This is a genomic window from Micromonospora sp. NPDC048907 (genome assembly GCF_055586885.1).
The window spans coordinates 856,190-873,229 of record NZ_JBVJHI010000004.1 but is presented as its reverse complement, the minus strand read 5'-3'; the positions used below and the strand labels follow the sequence as shown (position 1 = coordinate 873,229).

The following is a 17,040-nucleotide window of genomic DNA, read 5'->3' as shown; positions in this document are numbered from 1 at the left end:
ACCCCGGACCTGCGAACCTTGGTCGACAGTGCACATCACCGTCAGGACGGGCGGAGGGCCGGCAGCGGGGGAGACGTCACGACCGGGGGGCCGGCGCCAGCCAGTCGGCGATGTCGGCCACGACGGTGGGGTCGACGTGCTGCGCCGCCTCGTAATCGGCGGGGCCGGGACGGCCGGTGCCGGGGAAGAACAGGTGGTTGTCGGCGTCGTAGACCCGGATCGTGACGTCGGGCCGGTGCGCGAGGCCGGCCTCCCATCGCGCCAGGTCGTCGTCGACGGTCACCTGGTAGTCGCGGCCGCCCTGGAGGATGAGCATCGGCTTGTCCAGTGCGGCCGCCGTGGCGACCGGGTCGTAACCGCGCAGGTCCAGCCAGTACGAGGCGGACAGGCCGAGCGGCAGCTCGGCGGCCGGTGTCGACGGGGACAGGCGCGGGTCGTCGACCAGCGCGGCCTGCCGCATCAGCACACGCACGAACTCCTGGGCCGCCGGGTCGTCGGTCAGCGAGGCGAGGTGGCGGGCGACCCGCACGGCGGCCCGGTGCATCGGCTGCGCGTCGCCGGCCAGGAGCACCAGGCCGGCGACGGACGGCTCGGCGGTCGCCACCCGCGGCGCTACCTTGCCTCCCATGCTGTGTCCGAGGACGACGACGCGGGCGGGGTCCACTGTCGGCTGTCGCTGGAGGAGATGAACGGCGGCGACGGCGTGCGGCACGTACTCGTCGGTCATGGTGAAATCGCGAGCCTCGGCCACCTGGCCGGAATGCGTGTGGGTCACCTTGTCGAAGCGCGCCACCGCGACGCCGCGGCTGGCCAGCCCCCAGGCGAGGTCCTTGAGCGGCTTGTTCGGGCCGCTGGTCCCGTCCCGGTCGAACGGCCCCCCGCCGCTGAGCAGGACGACGCCGGGACGGGGGCCGGGCCCGCGGGGCAGGCTCACCGTGCCGGCGACGGCGAGCGGACCCGAGCCGACCGTGACCTCGTGCTCGTCGAACGTGGTCGGGCACGCGTAGGGCGGCGGAGTCCACGCGGCGGGCGCGGCGGGTGCGAGGCGGAGGCCGTGGAGCATGCCGGCACCGTCGACGGACATGATCACCGTGCGGTCGCCGCGCTCGCAGGTCACCGGGACGCTCACCCGGACCAGGCCGGCGGCGGTCGGCTCGCTCCGCGCCGCGCCCACGACGCGGACCGACCCGGAGGTGCCGATCTCGGTTGCCCAGGCGGCCCGCAGCGTCCGGGCGGAGACGACGGCGCGCAGCGCGGGGGCGAACCGCTTCTCGATCTCGGCGAAGCGGCCGTCGCGGGCCAGTGCGACGACCTCGAGGGCGTGCTCCGCCGGCCTGCTTCCGGAGATCATCCCCACCCCTTCCATTCTCAAGTGTTGCGAACGGTAGCACGTATGAGATCGTTGGGCGATGGACGTCCTTGAGCTCCTGGCCCACCCGGTGCGGCTGCGGATCGTGCACGCCATGCGGGGCGGCCGCACGCTCACGACCGCTCAGCTCTGCGCCCGGATCTCCGACGTCTCGAAAGCCACCGTCTACCGGCACGTCGACCTGCTGGCCGGCGGAGGCATCCTGGAAGTCGCCGACGAGCGCCGGGTACGCGGCGCGGTGGAGCGTCGATACCGCCTGCGCCAGGACCGGGCGGTCATCGACCCCGCCGTGATGGCTCTGCTCTCCGCCGACGACCATCGACGGGCGTTCGCCACCGCGATGGCCGCACTGCTCGCCGAGTTCGACGCCTACCTCGACCGCGAGAACGCCGATCCGGCGGCGGACCTCGTCGGCTACCGCCAGCACGCGCTCTGGCTCAGCAAGGACGAACTCCGCGAGCTGATCGGCGAACTGCGTGCGGCCATCGCCCCGCGGCTGGCGAACCGGTCGACACCCGACCGCGCCCGATACCTGCTCAGCCCGATCCTCTTCCCGACCGAGGAACCGAACTCCGATCCCGACGGGGACCCGTCGGACCCTCCGGCAGCCCGCGGCGGCGCCGCCGTCTGAGGCCCCCGGCGTCACCCGGACCCGATCCCTCGCTCCCAGGGTCGGTCAGGGCAGGATCTCCACGTAGCCGTCGGTCCCGTGCACGCGGATCCGCTGCCCGTCCCGGATCAGCCTGGTCGCGTGCTCCACACCGACGACGGAGGGCAGCCCGTACTCCCGGGCGACCACCGCACCGTGGGTCATGAGGCCGCCGACCTCCGTCACCAGTCCCTTCACCGCGACGAACAGCGGTGACCAGCTCGGGTCGGTGTACGCGGTGACCAGGATGTCGCCCGGTTCCAGATCGGCGTCGGCCAGGTCCAGGACGACCCGGGCCCGCCCCTCGACGACCCCGCCGGACACCGGGAGGCCGACAAGCGCGCCGGCCGGCACGTCGTCGCGCCGGTACGCCCCGGTGAGGGCCTCACCCTCCGACGTGAGCACCCGGGGCGGTGTGAGCGCGTGATACGACCGGAACGCGTCCTTCCGCCGGCGGATGAGCTGGTCGTCCACCTGGTGCGTGCGGACGGCGTCGTGCAGCTCCTGGAACGTGAGGAAGAAGATGTCCTCCGGCTCGCGGAGCACGTTCGCCCGCACGAGGCTCTCGGCCTCCCTGAGCAGGGCCTGCTTGTAGACGAAGTAGCGGCTGACGATGGCGTACTTCGGATACTCCCGGTACCCGATGAAGGTGCGGACCCGGTCGATCATCCGCTTGGTCTCGGCCGCCTTCCGCTCGCCGTCGGGCAGGGCCCGCAGGCGTTCCAGGACGTCCTGTTCCTTCTTCGCCGCCTCCTGGCGCCCCTGCTCGAAGCGCCGCTCCCGGGCGCCTGGCGCGAAGTTCCTGACGTTGTCCAGGATGACGGGCACGAGGGTCGCCGGGCGTTCGCTCCAGCGCGGCCTCGTGATGTCGATCTCGCCGACACAGCGCATGCCGTACCTGTCGAGGAAGGCCAGGATGGCCTCCCGCGCTTCCGCGCCGCCCGGGAGCTTGGCCAGCTCGTCCAGGAAGTCCTCGTCCTCGACCTCCCGCAGGAAGGCGACCACCTCCGGGTGCGGGCGGATGACGTCGGCGACGTCCAGGAGCGCCAGCCCCATCTCCGACGTGACGTTGTGCGGCGCGGACAGGGTGAGCGTGTCGGCCGCGTTCTTCTCGCCCAGCCACGCCCGCAACTGGTCGTTGAGCCACCACGTGGCCTCCATGCCCGCCATGATCGCCTGCATGCTCCGCGGTTCGGCCAGGAACCGCTTGTGCTCCTCAAACGCCGCCAGGAGGAACTCGAACAGCGCGGGGCCGGACTTCGTCGCGATGTCGCGCCGCAGGGCGTCGATGGACGCCTCGCTGCGTTCGATCAGATCGGTGACGATGGCCGGATCGGTCTCGATCGGCGCCGGCGCGCCGCCGGCGCGCGGCCCCGCCGGAGCCTGGTCGGGGAGCGACGGGAGGAAGTCGCCGCGGTCGATGACGGTCTCCAGCGCGTCCCGGACCAGGGGATCGGATCGTCCCGCCATGTCCAGCAGGCCGGCGCGGCTCGCCGGCGATGCCAGGGCCCGGGTGGCGTCGACGAACAGCCGGCCACCGGCGTCGTACATCGGTGCCATGGCCGTCCGCTGCCACATCGAGAGCCCCAGGGGCTTCATGGGGTCGGTCATCATCTGCTGGTGACCGACCGAGATGAAGACGTGGTTCCCTCCGTCGCCGGTCTCGGGGACGGGGAACAGCGTGGTGATCGGCCGGCTCTGCACGATCTGGAAGTCGCCGTCGACCAGGCACCATTCGATGTCCTGGGGGTGGCCGAAGTGGGCTTCGATCCGCCGGCCCAGCCGCACCAGGCGGATGACCTGTGCATCGGTGAGCGCCGGCTGGTCCTGCCGCGCCGCGTCGATCGCCTGCTCGGTCGTCCCGCCGGCCGGTAGGGCGTGGACGGCGAGCCGCTTCGTGGCGATCGTCCGGTCGACGATCGCACCGTCCCGCACCGTGTAGGCGTCGGCGTTCACCAGCCCGGAGACGAGCGCCTCGCCGAGGCCGAAGCTGGCCTCCACGGTGGCGACCTTCCGGTGGGACGTCACGGGGTCGGCCGTGAACAGGATGCCGGACACCTCCGGGAAGACCATCTTCTGCACGACGACGGCCATGTGGACGGTGCGGTGGTCGATGCCGTTCCGCTGGCGGTAGGTCACGGCCCGCTCGGTGAACAGCGAGGCCCAGCACCGGCTGACGTGCTGGAGGATCGCGGCCGTCCCGATGACGTTCAGGTAGGTGTCCTGCTGGCCCGCGAAGGAGGCCGTCGGCAGGTCCTCCGCGGTGGCGCTGGACCGGACGGCGTAGGCGGACCGCTCACCGAGCGCGGTGAGAGCCCGGGTGATCGCCGCCGCCACATCGTCGGGGAGGACGGTTCCCTCGATGGTCCGGCGGATCTCCGCGCTGACCGCGCGGACCGCCTCCCGGTCGTCCGGGGCCAGGCGCGACAGCTCGTCGAGCCGGTCGTCGATCGACGGCGCCTCGGCCAGCACCCGCCGGAAGGCGTCCGTGGTGACGCAGAAGCCGGGTGGCACGTCGACGCCCTCGATCCGGGTCAGCGCCCCGAGGTGCGCGCCCTTGCCGCCGACGATCGCGACCTGGCTCTCGTCCACCTCGGGGAGTCCCCGCACGTACCGCTCGGTCATCGCGACACCTCCGAGACGGCCTGCGCCGATGCCGTCGGCGATTCGGCGTCCCCGCGCCCCCGACCGGTCGCCCACCACATGCGCACGTCGTGCCCCATTTCTTCGTACGTTCCTGGGTCCGGCCGACGATTCTGCGGCACCACCCGGGTCTTGCGGCAAGACCCCTGGTGCGATATACATTAAAGTGGGACGAAGTTATCGGGTCGTTTCTCCGCGTGCATTCCTCGCCGACCCTGGTCGTCAGCCGCCCGCCCCGTTGTGCTTCGCCACCAGGCTCGGGAGTTCGTCCAGCGCATCGATGCGAAACAGGCACTGCGCCGCCACAGCGGGCATGTCGAGGATGTGACCCCACGGGCCGCGCCGGATCAGGCACGTCTTCATGCCGGCCGCCACGGCCGGGCGCACGTCGTTGTCGGGCCGGTCGCCGACGTACAGGATGGACGACGCGTCGCCGCCGCCCGCACGGATGACGTGCGCGAAGAAGGCCGGCGCCGGCTTCGCCACGCCCCAGCCGTGCGATGTGCCGATCACGTCCACGGGGAGGTCGAGAGCCCGGAGGGTCGCCTCGGCATGGGCCGGCTGGTTGCCGGCCAGGCCCACCAGCAGGCCCTGATCCTTCAGGGCCCGGAGGCACGATCGCGCGTCGGGGTAGAGGTCCTCTTCGCCGAACGACTCCGGTCTGCCGGCGGCTGCCCGCCGTTCGAGCTCGACCGCCAGGTCGAAGCCCGGCCGGAAGGCCCGGAACGGTTCCTGCCAGTCCAGGCCCCGGGCGATCGCCGCGCCGAAGACCGCCGAGAAGGTGTGCCGGGGAACGCCGAACCAGTCCGCCCAGGCCCCGAACTCGCGGGACTCGTCGAGAATCGTCCCGCCGACATCGAAGAAGACCGCGTCGATCACTTCGTTCCTCCGCCCGCGCCGTCGCCGTCGCCGGATCATAGGCCGACGTCGGAAACCTCGTGGGCCCGCGGAATCCGGCCTGGATCCAGCCGTTCGCCCGGGCGCTGAGGGCCACCTCGATCCGGTTGCGGGTGCCGGTCCTGCCGATGGCGGCCGACAGGTAGGTGCGGACGGTGCTCTCGGACAGGTGCAGGCGGCCCGCGATGTCGGCGACGGTGGCGCCGTCCACGGTGACGAATGTTCCGGCCGCCCGGGGGTGCGGCTCAGCGCGGGGCGTGGCGGTCCGCCGCGGCGTACGAGGCGGCCGCGGTGAGCGCGGAGACGACCAGCACCGAGGGCCACGCGCCGATGCGCCGGGCCAGCGGGTGCGACAGGCCGAACGCCCCGGCGTAGGTCGCGAGCAGGGCGGCCGTCACGGCGGGGCTGGTCCGCCGGGCCCACTCGCGCCCCGCCAGCACACCGCCCGCCGCGAGGACCACACCGCCGAGGGGTCGGTTACCGGTCCGGCGGGCGAGCTGCCAGCCGCCGATGAGGGACCCGGCGGTCGTCACTGCGGTGGGTAGGCCCATCTCGTGACCGTACACCGACGAACGCGCCCGGGTCCGAGCTCGTGCCGGCGCGGACGGTCGGGACGCCGGAGTGGTTGACGGTCCGGCAAACCGGCCGTGCGGGGCTCGGTGAAGATGCTTCAATCGGACCGAACCGGCCGTATGGCCGCAACACGGACGAAGCCCGCTCGTCGAGGAGCCCGGCATGCAGATGACCGCCACCGACAACCACGCCGTCGCCCAGGCGGTGCACGACATCGGGTCCGCCCTCTGGTTCGGCGGCACCGTGATGGGCGTCGCCGGCGTCAACAAGTCGGGCAGCGACCTACGGGACGGGATCGACCGCATCCGGGTCGCCGAGTCGGCGTGGGGGCGGTTCGGGCCCGTGCAGTGGCTCGGCATCGGCGCCACCCTGGTCGCCGGCGCGCAACTGGCCCGGGTCGGTAAGCGACGTATGGCGTTGCAGAGGGGATTCGGCACGGTGGGGGCGGTCAAGGCCGGGCTGGCGGTCGCCGGCGCCGCCGCCACCGCCTATGCCGCCTACTGCGGCAGCAGGATCGGCCGGCTCGCCGAGGAGGCCCACCAGCGCGGCGTCAAGGTCGAGGTACGGGACGCGACGCTGCCGACGCCGGAGACCCCCTCCGAGATCGCCGCCTGGCAGCGACGGCAGCGGGTGGTCCAGTTCCTGGTGCCGGTGCTGGCCGGGGCGAACATCGCGTGCGGCTCGTACCTCGTCCAGTCGTACCGGCTGGGAGCCACCGGCAAGGGAATCCTCCGGCGCCTGCTGCCGGACTGAACGCGCTCGGTCGGGCCGTTGCTCAGGAGCGCCGGCCGCGTGTGCGCAGCGCGTCCTCCGACTCGGCGTCGATGTCCGCGTCGTCCGGGAACGACCGTCGGGTCGGCGCCGGGTCCGGGGGCGCGCCGGGACCCGCCATCGGCGTACGGGTGGGCTCGACCGGCCCGAACCCGTGCCGGCCGGCCCGGCCCGACGGCGCGGCCGGCGCGTCGGCACGGCGTTCGCCGCGTCGTCCCTCGGGTACGGCGGTCTCCTCGCTGCCCTCGTCCATCGGATCGTGCTCGCCCAGGCCCCACGGCGGTTCCGCGTCGAAGCCGTCCCGGGTGACCCAGGGGTTCGCCGCCTCCGGCTGCTGCCTGTCGCCCCGCCCGCTGCTGCCCGTCATCGCGCACCTCGCTGGTCTCGTCCGGCGGTACCCGGGTCGATTGCCCGCCCCGGCCGGCGTCATTCCCCGGACCGCGGGCCGTCCGCTCCGCCGGTTCGTCCGAGGTGCGCCCCGGTGCGCAGTTTGGCGCGGGAGCCGCCGTCAGGCGGGGAGCGTCCCGCTGAGCAGCGCGGTGCCCAGCGGCGTGCGGCGGTAGCGGACCTCGTGCCCGTGGCGCTCGCCCACCGCCAGCCCGGCCTCGCGGAGCACGGTCAGATGCTGCGACACGGTGCCGGCGGCCAGGGCGTGCCGGTGGGCCAGGACGGTCGTGCTGACCGGCTCGGTCAGCCCGGCCAGGAGGGTCGCGCGGCTGCGCCCGATGAGACGGCCCGCGGCCGCCAGCTCCGGCGTCCGCGTCGACTGCCACAGGGTGCCCAGGCCGCGTGCCGGATAGATCACGGTGGGCTGCCACGGCTCGTCGAGGATCACCAGGACCTGGTCGAACTTGAACGCGCTCGGGATCAGCAGCAGGCCCTCGCCGGTGAGCTGGCGGTCCTCGTGGTCACCGCGGTCGCGCGTGAGGACCCCGTCGTGCCAGCGCAGCTGGGGGTGCAGTTCGGCGAAGAGGCGGTCCAGGCCGCCCTCGGTGAGCCGGCGGCTCTGATGGGTCACGTCGGCGTCGAGCAGGGCGCGGACGTTCGGCCACACCGGCCGGATCACCTCGTCCCACACGTTCCGGATCAGCCCGGTGAGCAGGCGCAGCGCGTCGGCCGGGTCGGCCAGCAGCCGGCGGCCCAGCGCGGTGCGCGCCGCGCCGGGGGTGTCGTGCAGCGAGCGGGCGATCTCCTCGGCCACCCGGTCGAGAGAGGTCGCCTCGATGCGGGCCAGCTCCTCCTCGAAGCGGGGCCGCGCCGTGATCGGCGGCGGGGACAGGAAGTCCGGGCTGTAACCGCGGCGGGGTTGCAGCAGCGTGACCGGGCGCAGGTCCAGTGCCGCCAGGCGGTCCCGCATCGCGTGGAGGAAGCCCTGGTGGTAGCCGGGGGTGTCCTCGGGCGTGGTCAGCCGGATGGCCTCGATCGTCTCCAGCGCCGGCGACACGGCGAACCGGCAGCGCATGAGATCGGCCGGGCTGAACCGCAGCGTGATCGCCATGTCCGTCCCTCCGGTGATTCGCTCCTCGCCGAATCACTGGCGACACCCTACCCGTGCCGGCCACCATCGCCGCCATGACGACATCACCGGACTGGGAACGACGCAGCGCCGAACTGTGGGCCGCCATCGACGACCACGAACCCGAGGAGTTCCGCAGACGCGTCGACGCGCTCGCCGCCGAGCTGCCCGACGGCGACCCCGTGGCCGCGTTCGAGCGCGCCTGCGCCTTCGACTCCACCGGCCACTCCGACCGGGCCGTGCCGCTGTACCGGGCCGCGCTGGCCGGCGGGATCTCCGGCATCCGCCGCCGGCGGTCCGTGATCCAGTTGGCCAGCTCGCTGCGCAACGTGGGCCGGGCCGAGGAGTCGGTCGACCTGCTGACGGCCGAGCGGCAGCAGCCCGCCGACGAGCTCGACGACGCGGTCAGCGCCACGCTGGCCCTGGCGCTGACCAGCGTGGGCCGTGAACGGGAGGCCGTCGCCGTCGCGGTTGCCGCGCTGGCCCCGCACCTGCCCCGCTACCAGCGTTCCATGGCCAACTACGCCCGCCTGCTGGTCGAGCCCGAGGAGGCGGAGAGCTAGGCGGCACCGGCGCACCGGCCGCCGTCGCGTGGACGGCGGCCGGTGGGTCGGCGTCATCGCCTCGGCAGCAGTTGGATGACCGCGGCCAGCGCGAGTTCCAACACGATGAGCGCGACCAGCCCGGCGCGGAACCCGCCGGTCAGGTCGGCGGCCTGGTAGAAGACGATGCCGATCAGGGCCACCCCGACCGCGTTGCCGGTCTGGTTGACCGTGGCGAGCACGCCGGCGGCGGCGCCGGTGTGCGCCGGGCTGACCCGGGCGAGCACCGTGGTGGTGAGCGGCGCGAGCGCGATGCCCATCCCGATGCCGTCCACGGCGAGCCCGGGCACGAGCCAACCGGTCCCGCGCCCGGCCGCCTCCCACATGCCGTACAGGCCCACCACCATCACCAGCGCGCCGACCGTGACCACCTGACGGCCGAGCCGGTCGGCGATCCGGTGGGCGTAGGTCGAGGTGGCCAGGTAGCCGGCGCCGATCGCGGTGAAGACGACGCCGGACTCCAGCGCCGACAGGCCCCGCTCGACCTGCAGGTAGAGGGCCAGGATGAGGAAGAAGGACGCCTGCCCCATCCAGAACACCTGGGTCGCCACCAACCCCACCGAGAACGCCCGCTCGCGGAACAGCGCCGGGTGCACCAGGGGTTGCCCGCTGCGCCGCTGGGTCGCCACGAACAGCGCGAACAGCAGCACCGAGGCGGCCAGGCTCAGCCACGTCCACAGCGGCCAGCCCTGCTCACGCCCCTCCACCAGCGGGAGCACCAGCGCCACCAGCGCCGCGCTGACCAGGACCACGCCCGCCAGGTCGAGCCGGGCCGCCGGGTGGCGGGACTCGGGCACCCGGCGGAGGAGGGCCAGCGCGGCCACGCCGATCGGCAGGTTGATCAGGAAGCACAGTCGCCAGTCCAGGCCGAACAGGTCGGCCTGGATGAGCAGGCCGCCGATCAACTGCCCGAAGACGGCGCCCAGGCCCATCGTGAGGCCGTACCGGGCGAACGCCTTCGGCTGCTCGGCGGGCGCCACGCTGGTCCGCACGATGGCCAGCACCTGCGGCATGAGCAGCGCCGCCGCGAGCCCCTGCAGCACCCGGGCGCCGAGCAGGACGCCCGCGGTGGGCGCCAGCCCGCAGAGCACCGAGGCGGCGGTGAACAGTGCGAGGCCGAGCCCGAAGATCCGGCGGCGGCCGTACCGGTCACCCAGCCGGCCGCCGGTGATCAGGCCGGCGGCCACCGCGAGGACGTAGCCGGCGACCACCCACTCCAGGGCGGCCGGGCCGGCGTGCAGGTCGCGTTGCATCGCCGGCAGTGCCACGTTGACGATGAACGCGTCGATCGCCGTCATGAACGTGGCGGTCAGCAGCACCGGCAGGAAGCCGCCGGCGCGGGCGGCCGGGGCGGTGACCGCCGCCGGCCGCGCGGCCAGGACGGTCATGCCGGCACCCGGTCCAGGAAGCCGTGCACGGTGGCGATCCGGCCGTCGGCGATCACCGCCACGTCGAAGCCGATCACGATCGGCTCGGCGCCGCGCGGGCCGAGGTGCCAGGTGAACCGGGCCAGGTCGTGGTGCGCGTCGACCGGGCCGGCGAGGCGGAACTCCAGGCCGGGGAACTGCTGCTGCACGGCGGCGATCAGCGCGTCGATCTGGTCGCGCCCGGCGACGGCGGCCAGCGGGTCGGTGTACGTCGCGTCGGCGGTCCAGACCTCGTCGACGAGGGCTCGGCGGGCGGCGGGGTCGGTGGTGTTCCAGGCGGTGAGGTACTTCTCGATCAGTTCCATGGCCACGACGCTAGGGACGATCCGGCGCCCGGGAATCGGTAGCGCTTAGGTACTGCGTACCTGTGTAGGGTGCGGGAATGTTGCACGGCCGCGGCGCAGAGCAGGACCGGATCGCGGCCCTGGTGGCGGGGGCCCGGACCGGGCGCAGCGCGGCGCTGGTGCTGCGGGGCGGCCCGGGCATCGGCAAGACGGCGCTGCTGGACTGGGCGGCCGAGTTGCCGTCACCGGCCGCCAACCCGACGCGCGTGCTGCGCGCCAGCGCCGCCGAGTTCGAGGCCGAGCTGCCGTTCGCCGGGCTGAGCCAGCTCGTGCGGCCCGCGCTCGACCGCCTCAACCGGCTGCCCGGGCCGCAGCGGCAGGTGCTCGCTGCCGCGTTCGGCCTGGGCGGCGGCGCCCCGGCCGACCGGCTGCTCGTGGGGCTCGCCGTGCTGTCGCTCCTGGCGGACCTCGCCGAGGACGGTCCACTGCTCTGCCTCGTCGACGACGCGCACTGGCTGGACACCGTCTCCGCCGAGGCGCTGCTCTTCGCCGCGCGCCGGCTGCACGCCGAGGGCGTCGTCATGATCTTCGCGGCCCGGGACGGCAGCTTCCCCGCTCCCGGCCTGCCCGAGCTGACCGTCGGCGCGCTCGCGCCGGCCGACGCCGCCCGGCTGCTCGACCCGCGGCTCGCGCCGGAGGTGCGGATGCGGGTGCTCGGCGAGGCGCAGGGCAACCCGCTCGCGCTGATCGAGCTGCCCGCAGTCCTCGCCGCCGGCGGGGCCGACGGTCCGCTGCCGCTGACCGACCGGCTGCTCGCGGCGTTCCACGGCCAGGTCGACCGGCTGCCCGCCGGCACCCGGGCGCTGCTGCGCGTCGCCGCCGTCGAGGACACCGGTGACCTCGACGTGCTGCTGCGTGCCGCCGCGCCGCTCGGCGGCGGCCCCGCCGACCTGCGCGCGGCCGAGGAGGCCCGGCTCGTCGAGGTCACCGGACGGCGGCTGCGGTTCCGCCACCCGCTGGTCCGCGCCGCGGTGCACGCCGCCGCACCGTACCCGGAGCGGCTCGCCGCGCACCGGGCGCTCGCGGGCGTGCTCACCGCGCCGGACACGGCCGACCGGCGGGCCTGGCACCTCGCCGCGGCCACCATGGGGCCGGACGAGGGGGTGGCCACCGCGCTGGAACGCACCGCCGAGCAGGCCCGCGGGCGCAACGGCTACGGCGCCGCCCTGGCCGCGTTCGAGCGCGCCGCGGAGCTGAGCGGGGACGAGGCCGCGAAGGCGCGCCGGCTGCTGCTGGCCGCGGAGAGCGGCCTGCAGTCCGGGGACCTCGCCGACGCCGTCCGGCTCGCCGAGCGGGCGGCCGGCCTCGTGGACGACAGGACCTTCCACGCCCGCGTTGCCGGGGTCGAGGGGCACGCCTGGTTCTGGCAGGGCGGCCACCAGACCGCGTACGACCTCATGACCCAGGGCGCGACGCTCGACCCGGACCAGCGGGACGCGTTGCTGGTGGCCGCGTTCCACCCGGCCTGGTACCTCGGTGAGCCGCAGCTGGGCGCCTGCCTCGACCAGCTCGCCACGCTCGATCATCCGGTGGCCCGCTACCAGGTCGCCGCCGTGCGCGGCCGGCCGCTGCCGTTGGCCGCGACCGCCGCCCAGGTGGGCGGCGACCCCCGCGACCGGCTGCAACTCTGCGGGCTCGGCTTCGTCGCCGGGCAGGACGCCGAGACGTACGAGCTGGCCGGCGCCCTGGTCGCCCGCTGCCGGGCCGACGGCGTCCTCGGCCTGCTGCCCACCCTGCTGTTCTTCCTCGCCGAGGCGGAGTTCTTCCACGGCCGGCACCGGGACGCGGCCGTCAGCCTCGACGAGGCGGTGCGGGTGGCCCGGGACGGCGGTCAACCGCTCTGGGTCAGCCAGTTGCGTGCCGTCCAGGCGGTGCTCGCCGCGGTGGCCGGCGACGAGGCGAGCTGCCGGGACCTGGTGGCCTCGGCGCTGGACGGCGCCCCGGCGGGGGCGGAGGCGGGCGGTCGGGCGTGGACGCTGTGGGCGCTGGGCCTGCTCGACCTCGGCCAGGGCCGGGCCGAGTCCGCCGTGGCCCGGCTCGCCGCCCTGCAGGAGAACCCGTACGCCCACCAGGTGTGCGCGTACCGGAGCGTGCCCGACCTGGTCGAGGCGGCCGTCCGGGCCGGCGTGCCCGAGCGGGCCGGGGAGGCGTACGCCCGCTTCCGGGCCTGGGCGGAGCGGGTGGACCAGCCGTGGGCGATGTCCCTGGCGTACCGGTGCCGGGCGCTGCTCACCGGCGACGAGCAGGATCACCTGCTCGCCCTGAAGGCCGGCGGCCGCCCGTTCGAGCAGGCCCGCACCGAGCTGCTGTACGGGGAGTGGTTGCGCCGCGCCCGCCGCAAGGCCGAGGCTCGCGGCCAGTTGCAGCGCGCCCTGCACACGTTCGACGGGTTGGGGGCGGCGCCGTGGGCGGCACGGGCGCGCGGCGAGCTGGAGGCCACCGGGCTGCGCGCCCCGCGGCCCGCCGCGTCGGCCGGCGCCGACCTCACCCCGCAGGAGCTGCAGATCGTCCGGCTGGCCGCGACGGGACTGTCCAACCGGGACATCGCCGCGCAGCTCTTCCTCAGCCCGAAGACGGTCGCGTACCACCTGTACAAGGCCTACCCGAAGCTCGGCGTGGCCGGCCGCGCGGAGCTGAGCGCCCTGGCCCTGTGAGAACGGCGGGGGTCAGGCTCCGGTCGCCTCGTACCGGAACGGGGCGTTGGGCCTCGTTCGTCCCAGATGACGGGTATCTTTTGGGCGATCGGATCGCGGCAAAACTTGATTGATTCCAAAAGAGTGAGCTATGTTCGTCGCATGGCGCCCGACTTCGAGACCCAGCTCCGCGCGGTCTCGCTGCGGGTCACCCGGCCCCGGTTGGCGGTGCTCGCCGCGCTGCGCGACCACCCGCACGTCGACACCGACACCGTGATCGCCCTGGTCCGGGCCGATCAACCCACGGTCTCCCACCAGACGGTGTACGACGTGCTGCGTGCCCTCACCGACGCCGGTCTGGTGCGGCGCATCCAGCCGGCGGGCGCCACGGCCCGGTACGAGTCGCGGGTGGGGGACAACCACCACCACGTCGTGTGCCGCTCCTGCGGGGCGATCGCCGACGTCGACTGCGCCGTGGGCGAGGCCCCCTGTCTCACCGCCTCCGACGACCAGGGGTTCCTGGTCGACGAGGCGGAGGTCGTCTACTGGGGCATCTGCCCCGACTGCGCGACCGACCGCACCTCCCAGCGATCCGCCAGTTCGGAAGGACATTGATGAGCGACACCCAGGACAACGCCCCCTCCAGCGCCCAGGGCGTGGACAAGAAGGCGGCGGCCGGCTGCCCGGTCGCGCACGACTCCGTGACCGCGCACGGCAGCGAGAGCGAGAACCCGGCGATCGACTCGCCGACCCCGAAGACCGGCGGTCGTCCGCGCACCAACCGGGACTGGTGGCCCAACCAGCTCGACCTGTCGGTGCTGCACGCGCACTCGCCGAAGGGCAACCCGCTGGGTCCGGACTTCAGCTACGCCAGGGAGTTCGCCAAGCTCGACGTCGAGGCCCTCAAGCAGGACATCGTCACCGCCCTCACCACCTCGCAGGACTGGTGGCCGGCCGACTTCGGCCACTACGGCGGCCTGATGATCCGGATGAGCTGGCACTCCGCCGGCACCTACCGGATCGAGGACGGCCGCGGCGGCGCCGGCGACGGCGGTCAGCGGTTCGCCCCGCTCAACAGCTGGCCGGACAACGCCAACCTGGACAAGGCCCGCCGGCTGCTCTGGCCGGTCAAGCAGAAGTACGGCCAGAAGATCTCGTGGGCCGACCTGCTCGTGCTGGCCGGCAACGTCGCCCTGGAGTCGATGGGCTTCAAGACCTTCGGCTTCGGCTTCGGCCGCGAGGACGTCTGGGAGCCCGAGGAGATCTTCTGGGGTCCGGAGGACACCTGGCTCGGTGACGAGCGCTACGCCTCCGAGAAGGAGATGGTGGCCGGCGTCGGCGCGACCGAGATGGGCCTCATCTACGTCAACCCGGAGGGCCCCCGCGGCAACGCGGACCCGCTCGCGGCGGCGCACTTCATCCGCGAGACCTTCGCCCGGATGGCGATGAACGACGAGGAGACCGTCGCCCTCATCGCCGGTGGCCACACCTTCGGCAAGACCCACGGCGCCGCCGTCGCCGACAACCACGTCGGCCCCGAGCCCGAGGGCGCCCCGCTGGAGGCGCAGGGCCTGGGCTGGCTGAGCACCCACGGCACCGGCAAGGGCCCGGACACCATCACCAGCGGTCTCGAGGTGACCTGGACCGACCGGCCGACCGAGTGGAGCAACCGCTTCTTCGAGATCCTCTTCGGCTTCGAGTGGGAACTCACCACGAGCCCGGGCGGCGCCAAGCAGTGGGTCGCCAAGGACGCCCCCGAGATCATCCCGGACCCGTTCGACCCGGCGAAGAAGTACAAGCCGACGATGCTGACGACCGACCTGGCGCTGCGCGTCGACCCGGCGTACGAGAAGGTCTCCCGCCGGTTCCTGGAGAACCCGGACGAGTTCGCGCTCGCGTTCGCCAAGGCCTGGTACAAGCTGCTGCACCGCGACATGGGTCCGATCGAGCGCTTCCTCGGGCCGTGGGTGCCGGAGCCCCAGCTGTGGCAGGACCCGGTGCCGGCCGTCGACCACGAGCTCGTGGACGACGCCGACGTCGCCGCGCTCAAGGCCAAGGTCCTGGCGTCCGGTCTCACGACCGCCCAGCTGATCTCCACCGCCTGGGCGTCCGCCGCGAGCTTCCGGTCCACCGACAAGCGCGGCGGCGCCAACGGCGCGCGGATCCGCCTCGAGCCGCAGCGCAGCTGGGAGGTCAACCAGCCCGAGCAGCTCGCGACGGTCCTGTCGACCCTGGAGGGCATCCAGCAGGAGTTCAACTCCGCCGGCGGCGCCAAGAAGATCTCGCTCGCGGACCTGATCGTGCTGGCCGGCTCGGCCGCGGTCGAGAAGGCGGCGCGCGACGCCGGCTTCGACGTGACCGTGCCGTTCCGTCCGGGCCGCACGGACGCCTCGCAGGAGCAGACCGACGTCGAGTCCTTCCGGGTCCTCGAGCCGCGCGCCGACGGGTTCCGCAACTACCTGCGCCCGGGTGAGAAGACCCAGCCGGAGGTGCTGCTCGTCGACCGTGCCTACATGCTCAACCTGACCGCCCCGGAGATGACCGTCCTCGTCGGCGGCCTGCGCTCCCTCGGTGCCAACGTCGGCGGGGCGCGCCACGGCGTCCTCACCGACCGGCCCGGCGTGCTCACCAACGACTTCTTCACCAACCTGCTGTCCCCGGGCACCCGGTGGAAGGCGTCGGAGTCCGAGGAGCACGTGTACGAGATCCGGGACCTGGCCACCGACCAGGTGAAGTGGACCGCCACGGCGGTCGACCTCATCTTCGGCTCCAACTCCCAGCTGCGGGCCCTCGCCGAGGTCTACGCCAGCGAGGACGCGCGCGAGAAGTTCGTGACGGACTTCGTGGCCGCCTGGACCAAGGTCATGGAGCTGGACCGGTTCGACATCCGCTGATCCGGCGCTCACCGAGCCCCGGTCGATCCTGGTGGATCGACCGGGGCTCGGTCGTCGTCGGCGCCGGTCCGCCGGTCGCGGGCGGCGCACCGACCCGGGTGTCCGTGGTGGTTTCCGTGGTCAGCACGGAGGCGGCCCGTGCCCCGGCCGGGAGAGGCTGTGACCACAGCGATCGGGCCGGGGAGGACACGCCCGGCCCACGAGCACAGGGGGAACCATGGCCAGCACCAGGACCAGCGGGTACGAGGGATTCACGGCCGAGGAGCGGGCCGCCATGAAGGAGCACGCGCAGGAGCTCAGGACGGCGGCGCGCCGGGGGTCGCGCGCGGACAAGGAGGCCGAGGCGGAGCGGAGCGTGCTCGCGAAGATCGCCGAGATGGCGGACTCGGACCGGGTCATGGCCGAGCGCGTCCACGCCGTCGTCACGGCCGCCGCGCCGGTCCTCGCGCCGAAGCTCTGGTACGGGATGCCCGCCTACGCGCGGGACGGCAAGGTGGTGTGCTTCTTCCAGAGCGCGCAGAAGTTCACGGCGCGCTACGCCACGCTCGGCTTCAGCGACCAGGCGAAGCTGGACGAGGGCACGATGTGGGCGAACGCCTTCGCCCTGACCGAGGTGACGCCCGAGGTGGAGGCGCGCATCGCCGCGCTCGTGAAGCGTGCGGTGAGCTGAGCTGCGCGACCCGCCGGCCCCGGCCACGAGGCCGGGGCCGGGGGCGGCGACG

15 protein-coding genes and 1 pseudogene are annotated in these 17,040 nt (G+C 73.8%); 7 read left to right on the top strand and 9 right to left on the bottom strand.

All coding sequences use genetic code 11. The features are described 5' to 3' along the window. Positions 1-76: 76 nt before the first annotated feature. Entirely contained in the window at positions 77-1,351 is a 1,275-nt protein-coding gene (locus ACZ6PY_RS18015) for an alpha/beta hydrolase (protein WP_466073575.1), read from the bottom strand. A 58-nt stretch (positions 1,352-1,409) separates the two neighbouring features. On the opposite strand from ACZ6PY_RS18015, the gene ACZ6PY_RS18010 reads away from it, so the two are divergent. Continuing rightward, positions 1,410-2,000, top strand: a complete 591-nt coding sequence (locus ACZ6PY_RS18010; protein WP_466073493.1) for a helix-turn-helix domain-containing protein — start codon at positions 1,410-1,412, stop codon at positions 1,998-2,000. 45 nt (positions 2,001-2,045) lie between these two features. Here the strand turns inward: ACZ6PY_RS18010 and rph are convergent, their stop codons facing one another. From rph to ACZ6PY_RS17990, 4 genes and pseudogenes are all read right to left on the bottom strand, one after another. Further along, positions 2,046-4,643 (bottom strand): rifamycin-inactivating phosphotransferase, encoded by a 2,598-nt coding sequence (gene rph, locus ACZ6PY_RS18005; RefSeq protein WP_466073491.1) that lies wholly within the window; start codon positions 4,641-4,643, stop codon positions 2,046-2,048. Positions 4,644-4,883: 240 nt separating this feature from the next. Next, entirely contained in the window at positions 4,884-5,540 is a 657-nt protein-coding gene (locus tag ACZ6PY_RS18000) for an HAD family hydrolase (protein WP_466073489.1), read from the bottom strand. Between the two features lie 163 nt (positions 5,541-5,703). Beyond that, a pseudogene (locus ACZ6PY_RS17995) lies at positions 5,704-5,769 on the bottom strand (DNA-binding response regulator); the annotation flags it as partial. 34 nt (positions 5,770-5,803) lie between these two features. Continuing rightward, complete coding sequence (locus ACZ6PY_RS17990) at positions 5,804-6,109, bottom strand: hypothetical protein (RefSeq protein WP_466073488.1); 306 nt, start codon at positions 6,107-6,109, stop codon at positions 5,804-5,806. Between the two features lie 184 nt (positions 6,110-6,293). Between ACZ6PY_RS17990 and ACZ6PY_RS17985 the strand changes: the two genes are divergently transcribed. After that, the gene (locus ACZ6PY_RS17985) at positions 6,294-6,884 is read left to right on the top strand and encodes a hypothetical protein (protein ID WP_466073486.1); all 591 of its coding nucleotides are present in this window, start codon (positions 6,294-6,296) and stop codon (positions 6,882-6,884) included. Positions 6,885-6,906: 22 nt separating this feature from the next. Here the strand turns inward: ACZ6PY_RS17985 and ACZ6PY_RS17980 are convergent, their stop codons facing one another. Together ACZ6PY_RS17980 and ACZ6PY_RS17975 are read right to left on the bottom strand one after the other, a co-directional pair. After that, positions 6,907-7,269: a hypothetical protein gene (locus ACZ6PY_RS17980; protein ID WP_466073484.1), complete on the bottom strand. Its 363-nt coding sequence runs from the start codon at positions 7,267-7,269 to the stop codon at positions 6,907-6,909. Between the two features lie 141 nt (positions 7,270-7,410). Next, a complete protein-coding gene (locus ACZ6PY_RS17975; protein WP_466073482.1) occupies positions 7,411-8,400 on the bottom strand; it encodes an ArsR/SmtB family transcription factor in 990 nt (329 codons plus the stop codon). Between the two features lie 74 nt (positions 8,401-8,474). Here ACZ6PY_RS17975 and ACZ6PY_RS17970 point away from each other — a divergent pair, with 74 nt between their 5' ends. Next, on the top strand, positions 8,475-8,981 hold the full coding sequence (locus tag ACZ6PY_RS17970) for a tetratricopeptide repeat protein (protein WP_466073480.1): 507 nt from the start codon (positions 8,475-8,477) through the stop codon (positions 8,979-8,981). A gap of 53 nt (positions 8,982-9,034) precedes the next feature. Here the strand turns inward: ACZ6PY_RS17970 and ACZ6PY_RS17965 are convergent, their stop codons facing one another. Beyond that, entirely contained in the window at positions 9,035-10,408 is a 1,374-nt protein-coding gene (locus ACZ6PY_RS17965) for an MFS transporter (RefSeq protein WP_466073478.1), read from the bottom strand. Continuing rightward, positions 10,405-10,752: a nuclear transport factor 2 family protein gene (locus ACZ6PY_RS17960; RefSeq protein WP_466073476.1), complete on the bottom strand. Its 348-nt coding sequence runs from the start codon at positions 10,750-10,752 to the stop codon at positions 10,405-10,407. Before ACZ6PY_RS17960 ends, ACZ6PY_RS17965 begins: the two co-directional genes overlap by 4 nt. A 77-nt stretch (positions 10,753-10,829) precedes the next feature. Here ACZ6PY_RS17960 and ACZ6PY_RS17955 point away from each other — a divergent pair, with 77 nt between their 5' ends. The 4 genes from ACZ6PY_RS17955 to ACZ6PY_RS17940 all read left to right on the top strand — a co-directional run bounded on the left by ACZ6PY_RS17955 (position 10,830) and on the right by ACZ6PY_RS17940 (position 16,988). Then, positions 10,830-13,445 (top strand): helix-turn-helix transcriptional regulator, encoded by a 2,616-nt coding sequence (locus tag ACZ6PY_RS17955; RefSeq protein ID WP_466073474.1) that lies wholly within the window; start codon positions 10,830-10,832, stop codon positions 13,443-13,445. Between the two features lie 141 nt (positions 13,446-13,586). Further along, the gene (locus tag ACZ6PY_RS17950; RefSeq protein WP_466073472.1) at positions 13,587-14,039 is read left to right on the top strand and encodes a Fur family transcriptional regulator; all 453 of its coding nucleotides are present in this window, start codon (positions 13,587-13,589) and stop codon (positions 14,037-14,039) included. Further along, positions 14,039-16,318 (top strand): catalase/peroxidase HPI, encoded by a 2,280-nt coding sequence (gene katG, locus ACZ6PY_RS17945; RefSeq protein ID WP_466073470.1) that lies wholly within the window; start codon positions 14,039-14,041, stop codon positions 16,316-16,318. Before ACZ6PY_RS17950 ends, katG begins: the two co-directional genes overlap by 1 nt. Before the next feature lie 217 nt (positions 16,319-16,535). Further along, a complete protein-coding gene (locus tag ACZ6PY_RS17940; protein WP_466073468.1) occupies positions 16,536-16,988 on the top strand; it encodes an iron chaperone in 453 nt (150 codons plus the stop codon). The last annotated feature ends 52 nt before the right edge of the window (positions 16,989-17,040 follow it).